Source organism: Capnocytophaga bilenii (assembly GCF_017565765.1).
Classification (GTDB): domain Bacteria; phylum Bacteroidota; class Bacteroidia; order Flavobacteriales; family Flavobacteriaceae; genus Capnocytophaga; species Capnocytophaga bilenii.
The window spans coordinates 42,286-57,920 of sequence record NZ_JAGDYP010000005.1 but is presented as its reverse complement, the minus strand read 5'-3'; the positions used below and the strand labels follow the sequence as shown (position 1 = coordinate 57,920).

Here is a 15,635-nt window from a genome sequence, read left to right as displayed (position 1 = left end):
TATTTTGTATAGTTTATATATTCATATTCCTTTTTGTAGGCGAGCTTGCCACTATTGTGATTTTCATTTTTCAACTACGTTACGGCGTAAAGGTGAGATGATAAATGCAATATGTAGTGAGCTTTTTTTACGCCAGAATGAGGCTAAAGGTAGTACACTACAAACTATTTACTTAGGAGGTGGAACTCCTACAGTGCTTTCGTTTGATGAATTACAACAGCTCTTCAATACAATTCATCGTTGTTATAATGTAAGTGCTACTGCCGAAATCACTATTGAAGCTAATCCTGATGATTTTTTTAAAGATAGAGAACCCGAAGTATTTTTAGCACAATTACAATCTTTAGGAATCAATAGATTGAGTATAGGGGTACAATCTTTTTTTGAAGAAGATTTACAACTGATGAATCGTATACATACAGCATTACAAGTAGAGCAATTGCTACCTCTTGCTTCTTCATATTTTGATAATATCACTATCGACTTGATTTATGGTATCCCTACTATGAGTAATGAACAATGGCTACAAAATATAGAAAAAGCACTTAGTTTTGGAATACCTCATATTTCAGCTTATGCTTTAACGGTTGAAGAAAAAACAGCTTTGCATAGGTTTATTAGTGTTGGTAAAATCCCTCCTATAGATGACCAATTATCATATACCCATTTCCAGCTACTTATTGATAGATTAGAACGAGAGGGGTTTGTGCAATATGAGTTTTCTAATTTTGGTAAGGAAGGATATTTTAGTAAGAACAATACAGCTTATTGGTTTGGAAAACCTTATATGGGAATAGGACCTTCAGCACATAGTTTTAATGGTAGTATTCGTAGCTGGAATATAGCGCATAATATTAAATATATCAAAGAAATAGAGCGAGGAGTATTACCTAATGAAGAAGAAGTACTTACAGTAAATAATCAGTATAATGAGTTGATAATTACACGTATCAGAACAATGGTAGGAATTGATATAGAAGAAGTAGCGGTACGTTTTGGCACTGATTATCAAAAGTATCTATTACAACAAGCACATAAATACTTAGATGAGGGACTATTACAAATAACAAAAAACCACCTGAAAGTTACTCGCAAAGGAAAGTTTCTTTCAGATGGTATAGCCTCCGATTTATTTAGGGTGGATGACTTCATCTAAAGGGATAAATACAGGATTTTGGTTGCCATCTATGTGGTATTGTAGAAGTAAGTCGCCCCAAACTTTCCCGTCTGTAAATTCACAAATTACCCATTTCTCATTTAGTATCCTAATTTTATTAATCAAAAATTTTTCGTTTGTTTCTGCTTTTATATAAGGATTTTTTTCTTGTAGGTTACTTTCCATTAAGGCATTAGTAACTATTTGTGTAGGGTTATTAATTTTCAGTTCTTCAAAAAACAACTGCGATAATTCATTACTTTCAAGACTAAAACTTAAAGCTTCATCACGCTGTGTTGTAAGTGATGTTATAGAGTCAGTAAGTTTGGCGATAGTTTTGGCAGTATCATTAGCTATTTCTACAGACTGTTGATGCTGCTGGCAACTTATAGTAAGGGTACTACAAAGCAAGGTAATAAAAATATACTTATTCATTGTTAAAAGGTTTTTGTTCATTCAAGTTTAATACTTTTAAGTAAGGATGCAACAACCAATAGTCCGATATAATACGTCTATTAGCAGCTGTATTACATATAGGAGTAATCAAGTTCTCTAAAAACATCAATTTTGTAAATTGAAAGTTCAAACTTACAAAGCCATATCCCTTAATATCTCCATCTATAATCAAAACTACACTCTTTTCACCCACACGCCTACCCTTTCCAATAAGTGCTATGCTCTGCTGCTGCCAGCGATAAGTGGCTGGTTCTCCTATTTCGTTATCTTTTAAAGGTCTACTATTACACTTAGGCTGGTGTAAGTAAATAAATTCCGAATATTTCAAGTTAGCAATAAGCATATTTCCTGTTTCTTCATAAGTAACCCTATGAGTATGCCTTTGCAAATAACGTTCTTGTTTTGCGTTTGTAGTAAATATCTTATTTACGTGTTGTTTTATATTCTTGTGTTTTCCTACAAAGATAATTTTTCCCTCTTCATTATGCATATAGAAAACGCCTAATTTTTCAGGAAGTTCATCAAGTATTTTCAAATGGCGAGAGGCTGTCTCTATACGAGTATCATTTTTTACAGAAGTAATAATAATATTCTTTTGAGTATCTTTTTCAAGTAAATATTTAAACAAATGGAGCGTAGCCAAGGCATCTCCCGAAGCTCTATGCCGCTCACTCATAGGAATACCCAACGAATGTACCAATTTACCCAAACTATAAGTTTCACGTTCTGGTAGTAATTGCTTTGCTAATTCCACTGTACATAAAGTTGTCTTTACAAAGTCATACCCCAAGCGTCTGAATTCTGTTTGCAGTATTCTGTAGTCAAAACTTGCATTATGAGCAACTATAATACAGCCCTCAGTAATTTCAACAATTCTTTTGGCTACTTCGTAGAATTTAGGTGCGTTGCGCAACATACGGTTATTAATACCTGTAAGTTTAACAACAAAATCCTGTATAGGTCGTTCAGGGTTAATAAGCGAAATGAATTGGTCTGTTACCTCGTGCCCATCAAAACGGTAGATAGCAATTTCTGTAATACCCTCTTCATCGTATTTTCCACCTGTAGTTTCTATGTCGATGATTGCGTACAATTTAGTAAATGATAATTAAAAAAGCAAAGAGATAAGATAACTCAACTCTTTGCTTTTATGAAATTGTTTAACTGAATTAGCGAACTTCTTTGATACGAGCTTTCTTACCTGTAAGTCCTCTAAAATAGTAAATACGCGCACGTCTTACTTTACCTTTCTTATTTACTTCAATTTTTTGAAGTGCAGGCATATTCACAGGGAATATACGCTCTACTCCTACTGTCCCCGACATTTTACGAATTGTAAAAGTAGCAGTCACTCCGTGTCCTTTGCGTTGTATTACAACACCCTTGAAAAACTGAGTACGCTTTTTGTCCCCTTCTTTAATTTCGTAATACACGGTGATAGTATCACCTGCCGAAAACTCAGGAAATTCTTTCTTCTCAATAAAGTTGTCCTGTACGTATTTTAATAATGGTTCCATAAAAAAATAAATAATTATGTTATCAATGGGCAACATACACGACTCTCGTCAGAGGTTACTCCAAATCGGTGGCAAAATTAATACTTTTTCTTATACTAACAAAATAATAAATAAAAAATATTCCAAAAAATATACTTTTTGCCAGCTACTAATTACTAACTGTTTGATAAATAGACTATTTTCTTCGTTTCAAAAAAAGACTCCTCAAAATATTTACTAATATCTGTTACTACTGCCCGCTCAAAAGATACCAATTCTTCCGTCAAATCTCCTCCTTTTAGGTAAAGTATCCCATTAGCCAATTCATTATGCGATTGTTTTTTAAACTTTCCTCTCACCCAAGGTACAAAATCCTTCATCTGTGTAACTGCCCTACTTACTACAAAATCGTAATTACCTTTCAGCTCCTCAGCTCTTATTTGCTTTGTAATTACATTTTTTAGTCCTAAGGCATTCACTACTTCTTGCACTACTTTTATCTTTTTTCCTATCGAATCTACCAAAGTAAAACTACATTTAGGAAAATATACAGCCAAAGGAATACCTGGGAAACCTCCTCCTGTACCCACATCCAATATTTCAGTACCTTTAGCAAAAGTAATCCGTTTAGCTATCGCCAAGCTGTGTAGTACGTGTCTTTCATAAAAATCACCCATATCCTTGCGCGAAATAACGTTTATTTTAGCATTCCATTCCTCATAAAGAGGCTTTAGCTCACTAAATTGCTGTTGCTGTTCTTCACTCAATTCTGTAAAGTATTTATGTATGATTTTCATAGTTACTAAAATTGTATTATTTCTCGATTTCCCGCCCTAAAAGTAGCTCCATTCCCGAAACAGAACGGGTAAATATCAAATATTCAGTACCACCTTCCTCAAGGTGGTATTTTTTTTTGACTTCTGCTACCGAAAGCGGATAATTCTTCGTGATAATATTATAATGTGTCTTTTTCTTTATTTGCTTAGGATGTGTTTGTGCTACTTCCAATATTCGTCCCGCAAAATTATCAATAAGTTCGTCCGAAGTATAAAGATGCGTATTCACCTCCAACTTTTTCAGCCCGTAATAAGTAGCTATATAGTTAAATGCCCCCGATTTTAGCAAAGCATTATTAGGAATATACAAATATCGCCCTGGAGTACCATAAGTAGCTTGTGTCCCTTGCAGTTCTTTAGCGTTGAATGATAAAATAGGGTCTTTACTTTGTAAGTTTACACAACGTATTTCTACATCCTCAAGGCTACTCGCTGCTTCTTGTATCACCAAAACCTCTTTTACCTCATTGCGTAAAGCTATAATCTCAATATGTGTTATATTATTAAGAGTATGTAGTAAATAATGTATATCAATCAAAGGAGAAAGTTTTGTAATCACCTTAGCCGATTTCTTCAATAATAACTCCTGCAATTCCAATATATTAGGCGATAAATCCTCCAACAAGAACTTCTTTTGCAGCTGATGATCCCTACGCGCAGGGTCTATATAAATCACATCGTAATGAGCAGTAGTCGCTTGCAAAAAGCTTTCTGCATCGCTATCTACAAAAGTAGCCTTTCGCCCTAATACTTTCCAGTTTTGGGTTACCAATTGTAGTAATTCAGCATCTTGTTCCACCAAAGTAACCTCTTCAAACGATTGCGAAAGAAAGTAAGCATCAATACCAAATCCTGCCGTAAGGTCTAAAAAGTTTTTCCCTTGTAACAATTTAGCTTTGTAGGTTGCTGTAGCCTCCGATGATGTTTGTTCCAAATTTAGTTTTTTAGGAAACTGTATCCCCTCAGCTAATAATGAAGGAAACTTCCTTTGGGCTACCTTATATCCTTCAATTTGTTGAGCCAGCACACTATTGCTTATTGTAGCAAAAATAGGCTTCTTTAGTAGCAATTGGGTAGTATCTATATCCAAATGCTCTTTTATAAATGCTTGTATTTCTTTGTATTGTAAATCCATTCAGGGTGCAAAAATAGTAAACTTTCTGTATATATCAAAGCCATTTTTTTCTTCTGAAATAAATTATCATTGCTACCGAAATAGCAAGCATCACCACCCATACCACAGGGTATGCCCACCACAACTCTAATTCGGGCATATACTTAAAATTCATACCATATACACCCACAATAAAGGTAAGCGGAATAAAAATAGTAGAAATCAAGGTTAGCAAACGCATAATATTGTTCATCTTATTACTCATTGCCCCCATATAGGTATCCGTAAGCCCCCAAAGTATATCACGATAAGTGCTGAGAGTATCCACTATTTGCACAGTATGGTCGTGTAGGTCTCTAAAATAATGCTTAGTATCAGCCTCAATAAGATGATGAGGCGTTTTCTCTATCCGATTTACTACCTCTCTTGCTGGAATCATAGTCCGTTGCAAAAATACAATAGACTTCTTCTTCAAATCTTGTATTTCTGATATCATCTCCTCACGTGGGTGGGTGATAATCTCGTCTTCCAATGCTTCTATTTTATCACTTACACTGTCCGACACTACTAAATAATTGTCTATTATACTATCTAACAAACTGAATAACAGATAGTCTACCTTCTTTTTTCGCAGACTACTATCAGCAAACTGCAATCGTTTGCGTACAGGTTCAAATACATCATCACCTTCACTTTCTTGAAAAGAAATTAAGTAATTTCTACCGAGTAATAAGGCTAAATGTTCTAATACCAATTCCTCTTTGCTATAGTATAACATCTTGATAATTACTAATAAACTATCTTCCAAAAGCTCTACTTTTGGGCGATGTTCCGTGTCTAATATATCTTCTAATAGTAAGTCGTTCAGTTGGGTATAAGCTCCAATCTTTTTAATTTCAGCTATATTGTTCAGTCCGTTGATATTTATCCAAGTAAGATGATTTTCACCTATACAAGCAATAGCCTCTTCTGCCGTACCCACTTTTTTCACCTGACAGAACCCCTCGCTATAAGTGATAATATCTATATGAATTTCTTTCTCTTTATTGCCAAAATATACCAAACTTCCAGCAGGTAACCCCACCTTCTTTGCACGATTGGCTCTGCGTTTTTTCTTAGTAGCAGCAGTAATATTTTTACCCATATATTATTATTGTATTAAAATACTGATTATAAAACATTTATATAAATATTTTAAAGTGATAATATAAATAACGAAACCCATACGAAATACTTGGTAATCTTTATTTATAGTGCTTTCGTTTTCTTAAAAATAGTATATAAATATTTGATTATCAATGTAATTGAATTATTTTTACTACAGAATAAAGGCTATAAACAAATATATTATTAAATAAATACTTTATATTTTCTATTGTAAAATATTTTATTTCAGTATAATACATTTATAAAAATACTTTACCAAACTCCTCAGAATATTTCGTAGGAACAAATTCAATAATCTGATAGGTTGCTATCTGGTGTTCGTGAAAAGGGTCTTGAGCAATGACTGTCTCTACCTCTCCCCTACTATTAGCTTTACACAAAATCACCCCACCCTTGCGAGGTACTTGTGCGCCTGATGCAATAAAATGTCCTGAAGCGTAATGCTTATCTAAATAAGTGCGATGTGCTTCTAAGTGTTTTTCAACTTCTGAAAGCTCTTTCTGATACGTTAAAATAATGATGTACATATTTTATTAGTTTTTAGTTATTTTACGGTGTTGTATTAGCGACTTGTAGCACCTTTCCATTAAATACTTTACTACCATTAAGCGCAAAATCAGCAATATAACGCGCCATTTGCTGCGGACTAATATTTGCTTTATAATCTGGGAAAGCCTCAGCAAGCATTTCCGTCTGTACCGCTCCTAAAGCTAAAGTATTAAAAATAATACCTCGTTCTTTATATTCTTCTGCCAAAAGCTCCGATAAGGTAATAAGAGCGCCTTTAGAGGAACTATAAGCTGCCAAACCGCCAAACTTCAAACTACCTTGTATACCTCCCATACTACTGATGCTCACCACGTGTGCGCCCTTCTCCATAAAAGACAATAGTTGTTGTGTGAGGTGTGCTACCCCAAATACATTTACCTTATAAACTTCCCAAAAGTCCTCTTCAGTAAGCTCCTCAAAAGGTTTATTGATGAGTCTTCCTGCATTGTGAATTAGTATATCCACTTGTTCCCATTGCTCTTTCACAAAGTGAGCAACTGCCTCTCTATCAGTTTCAAGGGTAATATCAAAAGGAATACAATGTACATTAGGCAGATTAAGTGCGTCTATAGTAGCACTATGCCGTGAAAGGGCCAAGATGTTATGCCCTTGCGATGCCAACTGTTGTACCAGTTCAAAGCCTATCCCTCGGCTGGTACCTGTTATGATGATATTCTTCATTGCTTTTAAAAGATGTGCAAATATACAATTTTATTTCTTTTCTGACGCCATTTTATTACGTTGCTAATTTCTAAATTTGCCGATTAATTTTATTAATTCCTTTGATAGTTTCCATCTTAGGAGAAAAAAAACACTCAGCCCCCCTACTAGTAATGATTTTAAGCTGATATTTACAATAGGGTGAAATGGAAAATCCCAAAAGAAAAAAACTCCTATCGCTACGATACCAAAGAGAGTAGTCTGTAACGTTTCCTTATAAAAAGGCTGTAAGCTGTATTTGCGATACACAAATCCTGACTTGAGTAGATTGTACGAACTAAAAGCAATTAGAGTCGCTATTCCCGCCCCATTAATGCCATAAAGGGGAATGAGCCACATATTCATCAAAACAGTGCCTATAACCAAAAAAACGCCCAAAAATAGTACGGTACGATAGTAAGGCGAATTGAGTAATACCGCATTGTTAAATCCCACTAAAGCGTCAGAGAGTTTTACTACCGATATGATGATGAGCACCCCAAGCCCTGTGCTGTAATCTTTATCAGGCAATAAGGCATAACACTGCTGGGCATTCACAATGATAAGTACACAAATAACCATACTCACAAAATAAGTATTTATTGTACTGCGTTTGTATAAGTCCGATAGCTCCTCTGCCTTACCTTGATTCATAAATTGTGCTGTGAGCGGACTTACAATCTGATACATACTTCGGTAAGGTATGGCAATCACAGTAGCCGTAAAAATAGCCACATTATACACAGCAATTTCACCAATAGGCAGATATTGGTTCAGCATAAACTTATCAATATCCATCAACAACGAAGCTACCGAGCCTGATAAAATAATAAATAAACTGTACAAAAAGACTTCCTTTTTACCTTGTGGCAATCCCCATACAAAGGTAGGTCGCCTCACATAGAAAGCGGTAACCGTCATCAAGAGCATACGCAAGGCATACACCCAGAACACTCCCCACATTAGCTGATGAAAATCAATAACACCAAAGTAAATGGCTACTAATAAAAGCATCACCCCTACCCTATGAAATACTTCTTTTAGAAAATTGCCAAAGACCGTTTTGAGTTGTACCCGCATCCACGCATAAGCTATCTCAAAATAAGCCATTGCTACCGCTGTAAGAAAGATAAGCCACACATACGGACGCACTTCTGCATTCTTTGCCGAAAGCCACTGAACAATTTGCTCATATGCCATACTCCCCAAAAGAGTAGCAGGGAGAATCACCAGTAGCGGCAAAAGACAAAGCATTAGGTTGAGTTTGCCTTGTTCCTGCCTATCGGTGTAAGCAGAGTAATAGCGCACCCAAGTATTATGTACACCAAACGAAATAAACGGAGAAAGAATAGTAGCGGTGGAAGTAACATAACTTACCAAGCCGTATTGTGCTTTAGAGAGGAAGTAAGTAAATAAGAAAAGGGTATTCAGAGCCCCTATGGCAAACCCAAAATAAGTAGCCACTACATTCTTAAACGATTGTCGGAGTACGATACCCATAATGACTACATCTTAAAATTAAACTTGCTTTCAAAAAAAGACTGCCATTCTGGTACTTGCTGTACCCCCAGCTGATAATATTTATAGGCTAATTCTTCTTTTCCCAAACCGTGATATGCTAGGGCAAGCCTATAGTAATTACATAACTCATACGGAAAAATATCTACTATATCAATAATAATAGGCAATGCATCTCCATATTGTCGTGTCAAAAACATCAAATCTACCCAATCTATAAGAGCTGTATACGAATAATCACCATTTTGTACTGCCTTTCGGTAGCCATATTCTGCTTCTTCAAGATTATGCAACTGAAAATAATTAATTTCAGCATATCTACGCCAATAATAAGGCTCATTAGGCTCTAATGTAAGTACTTTTTGTATATATTTAAGTGCTTTAGTATGATTTCGCCGCAAATAGTAAAAGTCAGCTAAGGTAATCCACGCTTTGTCTAATTGTGGGTCTTCGTGTATGGCTTTAAAGTAGTAAATCTCAGCTTTTTCATCGTTTAGCATCTTCTCATAGCAACGCCCTATATGAAGATATACCAATGCGGAAGGGTCATCTAGGGTAAGAGTAATTTTATAATTTTCAATAGCTCTTTCATAGTCGCCTATCGTTTCAAGTACCCTTGCTTTTTCAAAGTAAGCACCTGTAAAAGTATCATCACTTACAATTGCAAAATCAAAACAACGAATCGCATTTTTACTGTCATTTTCTGATAAGTACAATCGTCCAAGATAGTACCAAGCCACCTCACAATAAGGATTTTGGTCTAAATAGTCATTCAAAAAGCTCATAGCTTCTTGCGTTTCGTCCAAAACCTCATAGCAATACAACAATTGTTGTAGTGAAGTATAGTCTTGCGGGTCTTTTTCCACACTTTTTCTAAAATAAGTACGTGCGTTGGCATACTCATCTATGAGCAAGTACTCCATACCTATAAGTGCAAAAATACTCGGTACATCATCTGTGAGTGTTATGGCATATTCTAATAATTCAATAGCGCGGCGGTGTTTGTTGAGTTTTGAATACAAGTTTGCTTTTTGTACATATACTTCTGCATTCAGAGGCTCTGTATGAGTGAGCTCCTCTAATAGCTGAGTAGCCTCATTCAGCTGGTCTTCAAAAACTAACTGTTCTGCATAAAGTAATTTAAGCGAAACTGCTGTAGGGTGCTGTGATAGTCCCAGCTCTAAAGCTCGTTTTGCCTTATGCGTACGCCCGTTCTCTATATAATATTCTACAATATCTTCAAATTCATCTACATCAAAAAAAAGCGTATTATTCTCCCGCAGCATCAGTTCAAATTTGCTTACAGCATAGTTCTCTTCGTTATCTTCTAAAAACATCGTATTTTTATATCTTGTTCTTTAATTTATGAAATATAACCTATTGAATATCAATCTATTAAAGTCAGCTTTGCAAAACGCAATAATATATTCTTCAAGCCCCCTGTATCAAAGTTTACCTGCGCCTTTTTGTCATTCCCCGCGCCTTCTAAGGCTATTACCACTCCTTGCCCAAAACGCTCGTGTTGCACCCTCGCCCCCACTCTCAGTTCGTTATACAAACTTTTATCATTAGCGGCAGGCATTGCATTTATAGGTTTTAGCTTGCGCAATTTTGGCAACTCATCTGCTGTAGGCGTATTCTTAGCTGGCGGCGTACCGCTAATAGGCTTTTGTAATCGCAGTTTGCTTTTGTCCACTTCACCAAATATATCTCTATCTATCAAAGGCTTATAACGATAGTTAAGCTGTGATTGTATAGGGGTAAGATACTTTAAGTGTGCTTCTTTTATCTCTTCTATAAATCTACTCGGTTCAGTATCTTGCGAACTACCAAAACGATAACGCTGTTCAGCATAAGTTAGGTATGCTTGTTTTTCAGCACGGGTAAGTGCTACGTAAAACAAGCGGCGTTCTTCCTCAAGTTCTTCACGTGTTTGTATACTCTTTGCCGAAGGGAAAAGGTCTTCCTCCATACCCACTATATACACATAAGGAAATTCCAATCCTTTTGATAGGTGAATCGTCATCAGTGCTACACGATCATCATCGCCTATGTCTTTATCCATATCCGTAGCCAGCGATACATCTTCCAAATACTCCGTTAGGCTACCCTTGCTATCGGCTACATCTTCTTGCCCCTTCACAAAATCCTTCATACCGTTTAGCAACTCTTCTATATTTTCTATTTTTGCAATTCCTTCTGGTGTTGCATCTTTCTTGTATTCTTGTAGTAAGCCAGTGCGTTTCACCACCCGTTCTGCTATTTCATAAGCATCAAGTTCCTTGCTCAATACCTGTAAATTCAAAATCATCAATACAAAATCTGAGAGTTTTTGCTTGGTAGTCTTATTGATGTGCAAATCGGGCAAGTTGTTCAGGTTATACATCACCTCAAATACCGATTTTTTATATTGGTTAGCTGCCAAAGTAAGTTTTTCCATTGTAGTATCACCAATGCCGCGTGCAGGAAAGTTTATCACGCGCATCAAAGCTTCTTCATCGTTAGGGTTTACCAATAACCTGAGATAAGCAAGCATATCTTTTACCTCTTTACGTTGGTAGAACGAAAGTCCTCCATAAATGCGATATGGAATGTCCCGCTTGCGCAAAGCATCTTCTATAGCACGCGATTGTGAGTTAGTACGATACAGTACTGCAAAATCTCCATTAGGCAATTGGTGTTGCATCTTATTTTCAAAAATAGACCCCGCCACAAAGCGCCCTTCATCAGCATCGGTAGCACTTCTATGCACTTTTATAGGCTCTCCCAATTCATTTTCAGTAAAAACCACCTTGTCTAAGCGCACCTTATTGTGTTCAATCACACTATTTGCTGCCTCTACTATGTTTTTGGTAGAACGGTAATTCTGTTCTAGTTTATATTCTTTGGCATTACGATAATCACTCCTGAAATTTAGTATATTATTGATATTAGCTCCTCTAAAAGCATAGATACTTTGTGCATCATCTCCCACTACGCATATATTCTGAAAGCGGTCTGCCAAAGCCTTAACTATCAGATACTGAGAGTGGTTTGTATCCTGATACTCATCTACCAATATATACTGAAATCTATTTTGGTATTTAGCTAACACATCTGGGTATACATTTAGCAACTCGTTGGTGCGAAGCAATAAATCGTCAAAATCCATTGCTCCTGCTTTAAAACAACGGTCTACGTACTCCTGATAAATTTCTCCAAAACGAGGCTGGCGGCGTACAGCATCTATCTCTATCAATTCAGGATTGCTAAAGTATGCCCTTACTGTTATAAGGTTATTTTTTAGAGATGAAATGCGTTGGTGTATTTGCTTGTATTTATACACATCTTTGTCCAAATCCTTTTCTTTGATAATAGCACTCACCAGCCGTTGTGAATCCTGTGTATCGTAAATCGTAAAATTTTGCGGATAGCCTAATTTATCAGCTTCTACACGCAACAATTTAGCAAAAACCGAATGAAAAGTACCCATCCACAAATTTTTACCCTCATTGCCCACAAGTTCCGTAATACGTTTTTTCATCTCATTAGCCGCCTTATTGGTAAAGGTAAGTGCCAAAATATGAAACGCATCTACCCCCTCACGCATAAGGTTAGCAATACGATAAGTTAGCACACGCGTTTTTCCCGAGCCAGCCCCCGCTATTACAATGATAGGACCCTCCTTCTGAAGCACTGCAGCACGCTGCGGTTCATTAAGTTTGGCAAGATCTTGTAAAAATATATCCATTATGTAGCTATTTTTTTTAAGGGTACAAAGATACAAAACTCACCATAATTAACAACCATACTCCTACAAATTCTTTAGCCAAACCATTATTTATCATTGTCAAAAACCTCAAAATGATTATCTTCATAAAAAAAGATAATACGTCTAATTTTTCGTTCGGTATTCCCTGTTATAGTTCTTTCCGCAGCCTTTGTTGTTTCAGCAATGGTTGTAGCTGTCAGTACAGCCATATCAGCCGCTGTTGCTGTTGTGTTCACAGTTTTTTGTGGTGCTACAGCAGGCGTAATATCAATTTCAGGCACTTCACTGAATAAATCAGGCTGTACTCTTGCTTTGGGTGTTTTTTCATCCTTTTTAGGAAAACTACCCTTGCCTTGCGTAATCCAATACATATCCACTTCTGGAAATTTTTCAATCAGTTTCAGTATAAAATCCAAACTTGGTTTATTGCGTTCCGATAACAAATGTGAAATCCCCGAACGCTGAATTTCTAAAGCATCAGCAAAAGCCGTAGCATTCATACCGTAATAATCCATCACCTGTTGCAGGCGTTGTGTAAAATCAGATGTGTTTAACATTGTAACTTCTAATTAAATTATTAATACAGCACAAATGTAATCATTATTTCTTATATACACAACTCTAAACACAACTATTTTTATAAGTAATAAAGTTTATATTGAATATTATAATAACAATCATCTAAGAATCAATCATATATAATTCACTATAAATTTTGATTATACCAATAAAAAATCAGTATTATTACAAATAAAAACAATAAAAACGCAATAAAACATCTGTAACAGCATAAAATAGATACTTGTAGATTTTTCACTTTTGTAACCTATTGGATTTGGTTGTTACTTTTGTAAATTGACTATGACTATTATTATTTACACCTTGTCGTTTATCATTATATTTTATTATCTTTGCACCATCAGTCTATTGTATACCTTCAGCGAAGGATGAGCGAAGGATAAGCGAACCTTGAGCGAAGGATAAAAGCACGTGCGGCTCGCACCGAGCTGCCGCAGCCGAGTATGTGACGAAGGATAAGCGAAGGATAAAGACCCGGCTCACACCGAAAGATAAATAATAACAAATATGACAATAATAAAAGAACCTACATTAAGCGGGCGTTATATCAATTACGATATGATAGCACCCCTATTAACTACTTATTATTTTGATGAAATAATACCATTAGGGCATTCTGTATTACAAACACCTATCAATCTTTACAGAATAGGAAAAGGCAAAAAAAAAATACTCCTATGGTCGCAAATGCACGGCAATGAATCTACTACTACCAAGGCACTCTTTGATGTGCTAAACTCATTAAAAGGTAGCCCCTTGCTTAGCAAACTCTCTCTTTATTGCATTCCTATGCTCAACCCCGATGGTGCCAATGTGTTTACACGTGTAAATCACAACCAAACCGACCTTAATCGTGATGCTTTTCAACTCACACAACCCGAAAGCCTCTGTTTGCGTAAAGCCTACGAACTCGTAAATCCTGATTATTGCTTCAATTTACACGATCAGCGTTCTATTTTTAGTGCAGGAAAAGCAGCTCACCCTGCTACAGTATCATTTTTAGCTCCTTCTTATAACGAAGAGCGTACTATCAATGAGGTTCGTAAGCGTGCTATGGAAGTTATTGTTGTAATGTATCGAAAGTTACAATTGTATATACCTAACCAAATAGCTCGTTTTGATGATAGTTTCAACATCAATTGCACAGGCGACTATTATACTGCAGCTGGTACACCTACAATTTTGTTTGAAGCAGGGCATTTTCCTAATGATTACAATCGTGAACAGACGCGCAATTGTATTGCTACAGCTATAAGTACAGCTTTAGAATACATCGCTTTAGAAGAAGTTACAAGTGTAAATTATAAAGATTATTTCAATATTCCCGAAAACGACAAACTCTTTTATGATATCCTCTTGCGTGATGATACGCACAGCGGCAACGATGTAGGTATTTTATACCAAGAAGTATTGCAAGACAACCATATCAATTTCCAGCCCTATATAGCCGAAATAGGTGATTTGTCACACAAATTCGGACACCAAGAAGATAAATTGTCTCATTTTCTTACCCCACCCTATAGCAAGGACTTAATAGAAAGTACCTTAGATTTAAATAAAATGAAGTATATATAAAATATTGATAAAATATTTTTAAAGATTTATCCATTTTATTTGGAATATTCAAAAAAAAATAGTTACTTTGCCACCCAAATAATAAAAACAATACCATTATGGCAAAATATAAGTTAGACGAAATCGACCACCAAATCTTAGATTTACTGATTGATAACACCCGTACCCCTTTCACCGATATTGCTAAGCAGCTTGATATCTCAGCCGGAACTGTACACGTACGTGTACGAAAAATGGAAGAAATAGGCATTATCAAAGGCTCTACCCTCACCGTAGATTATGATCGCTTAGGTTATACATTTATAGCCTATGTAGGTATATTTTTAGAGCGTAATCATCAGGCGCAGTTTGTGTTGGAACGATTAGAAGAAATACCTTTTGTAACAGTAGCACATATCACTTCAGGCAAATACAATATATTTTGTAAAATACGCGCCAAAGATACCAAACACGCCAAAGAGGTTATTTATATGATAGACGAGATACAAGGCGTATCGCGTTCCGAAACAATGATCTCTATGGAAGAAGCTATCAACGACAAACGCCGTTTATTGCACAAAGCCTTCCGCGAATTGTAAGTTTTTTTGAATCATATTTAAACACTTTGCCAGAGGTCGTAATTTATGACTTTTGGCAAAGTGTTTTTTTTGTACAGACATTTTTCTCCTGCTTACTTACTCTTTACATTCGATATAAGATGGATATAGAATGGATACAGGAAGAGCGAAGGATGACCGAA

Annotated in this window: 15 protein-coding genes; 3 read left to right on the top strand and 12 right to left on the bottom strand. The window is 35.9% G+C overall.

Going from position 1 to position 15,635, the window contains the following annotated elements; all coding sequences use genetic code 11:
• The first annotated feature begins 4 nt into the window (after nt 1–4).
• Entirely contained in the window at nt 5–1,156 is a 1,152-nt protein-coding gene (hemW, locus tag J4N46_RS07490) for a radical SAM family heme chaperone HemW (RefSeq protein ID WP_208058797.1), read from the top strand.
• Here the strand turns inward: hemW and J4N46_RS07485 are convergent.
• The 12 genes from J4N46_RS07485 to J4N46_RS07430 form a co-directional block, all read right to left on the bottom strand.
• Complete coding sequence (locus J4N46_RS07485) at nt 1,130–1,591, bottom strand: hypothetical protein (protein ID WP_208058796.1); 462 nt, start codon at nt 1,589–1,591, stop codon at nt 1,130–1,132. The genes hemW and J4N46_RS07485 overlap by 27 nt on opposite strands.
• Nucleotides 1,584–2,705, bottom strand: a complete 1,122-nt coding sequence (locus J4N46_RS07480; RefSeq protein ID WP_208058795.1) for an exonuclease domain-containing protein — start codon at nt 2,703–2,705, stop codon at nt 1,584–1,586. The genes J4N46_RS07485 and J4N46_RS07480 overlap by 8 nt, the downstream gene beginning before the upstream one ends.
• Nucleotides 2,706–2,781: 76 nt before the next feature.
• Complete coding sequence (rplS, locus tag J4N46_RS07475) at nt 2,782–3,129, bottom strand: 50S ribosomal protein L19 (RefSeq protein WP_034556431.1); 348 nt, start codon at nt 3,127–3,129, stop codon at nt 2,782–2,784.
• A 155-nt stretch (nt 3,130–3,284) separates the two neighbouring features.
• A complete protein-coding gene (rsmG, locus tag J4N46_RS07470; RefSeq protein WP_208058794.1) occupies nt 3,285–3,905 on the bottom strand; it encodes a 16S rRNA (guanine(527)-N(7))-methyltransferase RsmG in 621 nt (206 codons plus the stop codon).
• A 16-nt stretch (nt 3,906–3,921) separates the two neighbouring features.
• On the bottom strand, nt 3,922–5,079 hold the full coding sequence (locus J4N46_RS07465; RefSeq protein WP_208058793.1) for a class I SAM-dependent methyltransferase: 1,158 nt from the start codon (nt 5,077–5,079) through the stop codon (nt 3,922–3,924).
• Nucleotides 5,080–5,113: 34 nt separating this feature from the next.
• Nucleotides 5,114–6,202, bottom strand: coding sequence for a magnesium/cobalt transporter CorA (gene corA, locus J4N46_RS07460; protein ID WP_208058792.1), 1,089 nt, complete (start codon nt 6,200–6,202; stop codon nt 5,114–5,116).
• A 262-nt stretch (nt 6,203–6,464) separates the two neighbouring features.
• The gene (locus tag J4N46_RS07455) at nt 6,465–6,752 is read right to left on the bottom strand and encodes a YciI family protein (protein ID WP_208058791.1); all 288 of its coding nucleotides are present in this window, start codon (nt 6,750–6,752) and stop codon (nt 6,465–6,467) included.
• Between the two features lie 22 nt (nt 6,753–6,774).
• Entirely contained in the window at nt 6,775–7,455 is a 681-nt protein-coding gene (locus J4N46_RS07450; RefSeq protein WP_208058790.1) for an SDR family NAD(P)-dependent oxidoreductase, read from the bottom strand.
• A 63-nt stretch (nt 7,456–7,518) separates the two neighbouring features.
• Entirely contained in the window at nt 7,519–8,973 is a 1,455-nt protein-coding gene (locus J4N46_RS07445; RefSeq protein WP_208058789.1) for a lipopolysaccharide biosynthesis protein, read from the bottom strand.
• Nucleotides 8,974–8,978: 5 nt separating this feature from the next.
• A complete protein-coding gene (locus tag J4N46_RS07440; protein WP_208058788.1) occupies nt 8,979–10,328 on the bottom strand; it encodes a tetratricopeptide repeat protein in 1,350 nt (449 codons plus the stop codon).
• Nucleotides 10,329–10,378: 50 nt separating this feature from the next.
• The gene (locus J4N46_RS07435; protein WP_208058787.1) at nt 10,379–12,721 is read right to left on the bottom strand and encodes an ATP-dependent helicase; all 2,343 of its coding nucleotides are present in this window, start codon (nt 12,719–12,721) and stop codon (nt 10,379–10,381) included.
• Nucleotides 12,722–12,807: 86 nt separating this feature from the next.
• Nucleotides 12,808–13,299, bottom strand: coding sequence for a helix-turn-helix domain-containing protein (locus tag J4N46_RS07430; RefSeq protein WP_208058786.1), 492 nt, complete (start codon nt 13,297–13,299; stop codon nt 12,808–12,810).
• Between the two features lie 529 nt (nt 13,300–13,828).
• On the opposite strand from J4N46_RS07430, the gene J4N46_RS07425 reads away from it, so the two are divergent.
• Together J4N46_RS07425 and J4N46_RS07420 are read left to right on the top strand one after the other, a co-directional pair.
• Nucleotides 13,829–14,896, top strand: coding sequence for a M14 family zinc carboxypeptidase (locus tag J4N46_RS07425; RefSeq protein WP_208058785.1), 1,068 nt, complete (start codon nt 13,829–13,831; stop codon nt 14,894–14,896).
• 98 nt (nt 14,897–14,994) lie between these two features.
• Complete coding sequence (locus J4N46_RS07420) at nt 14,995–15,474, top strand: Lrp/AsnC family transcriptional regulator (protein ID WP_009414524.1); 480 nt, start codon at nt 14,995–14,997, stop codon at nt 15,472–15,474.
• Nucleotides 15,475–15,635: the final 161 nt, after the last annotated feature.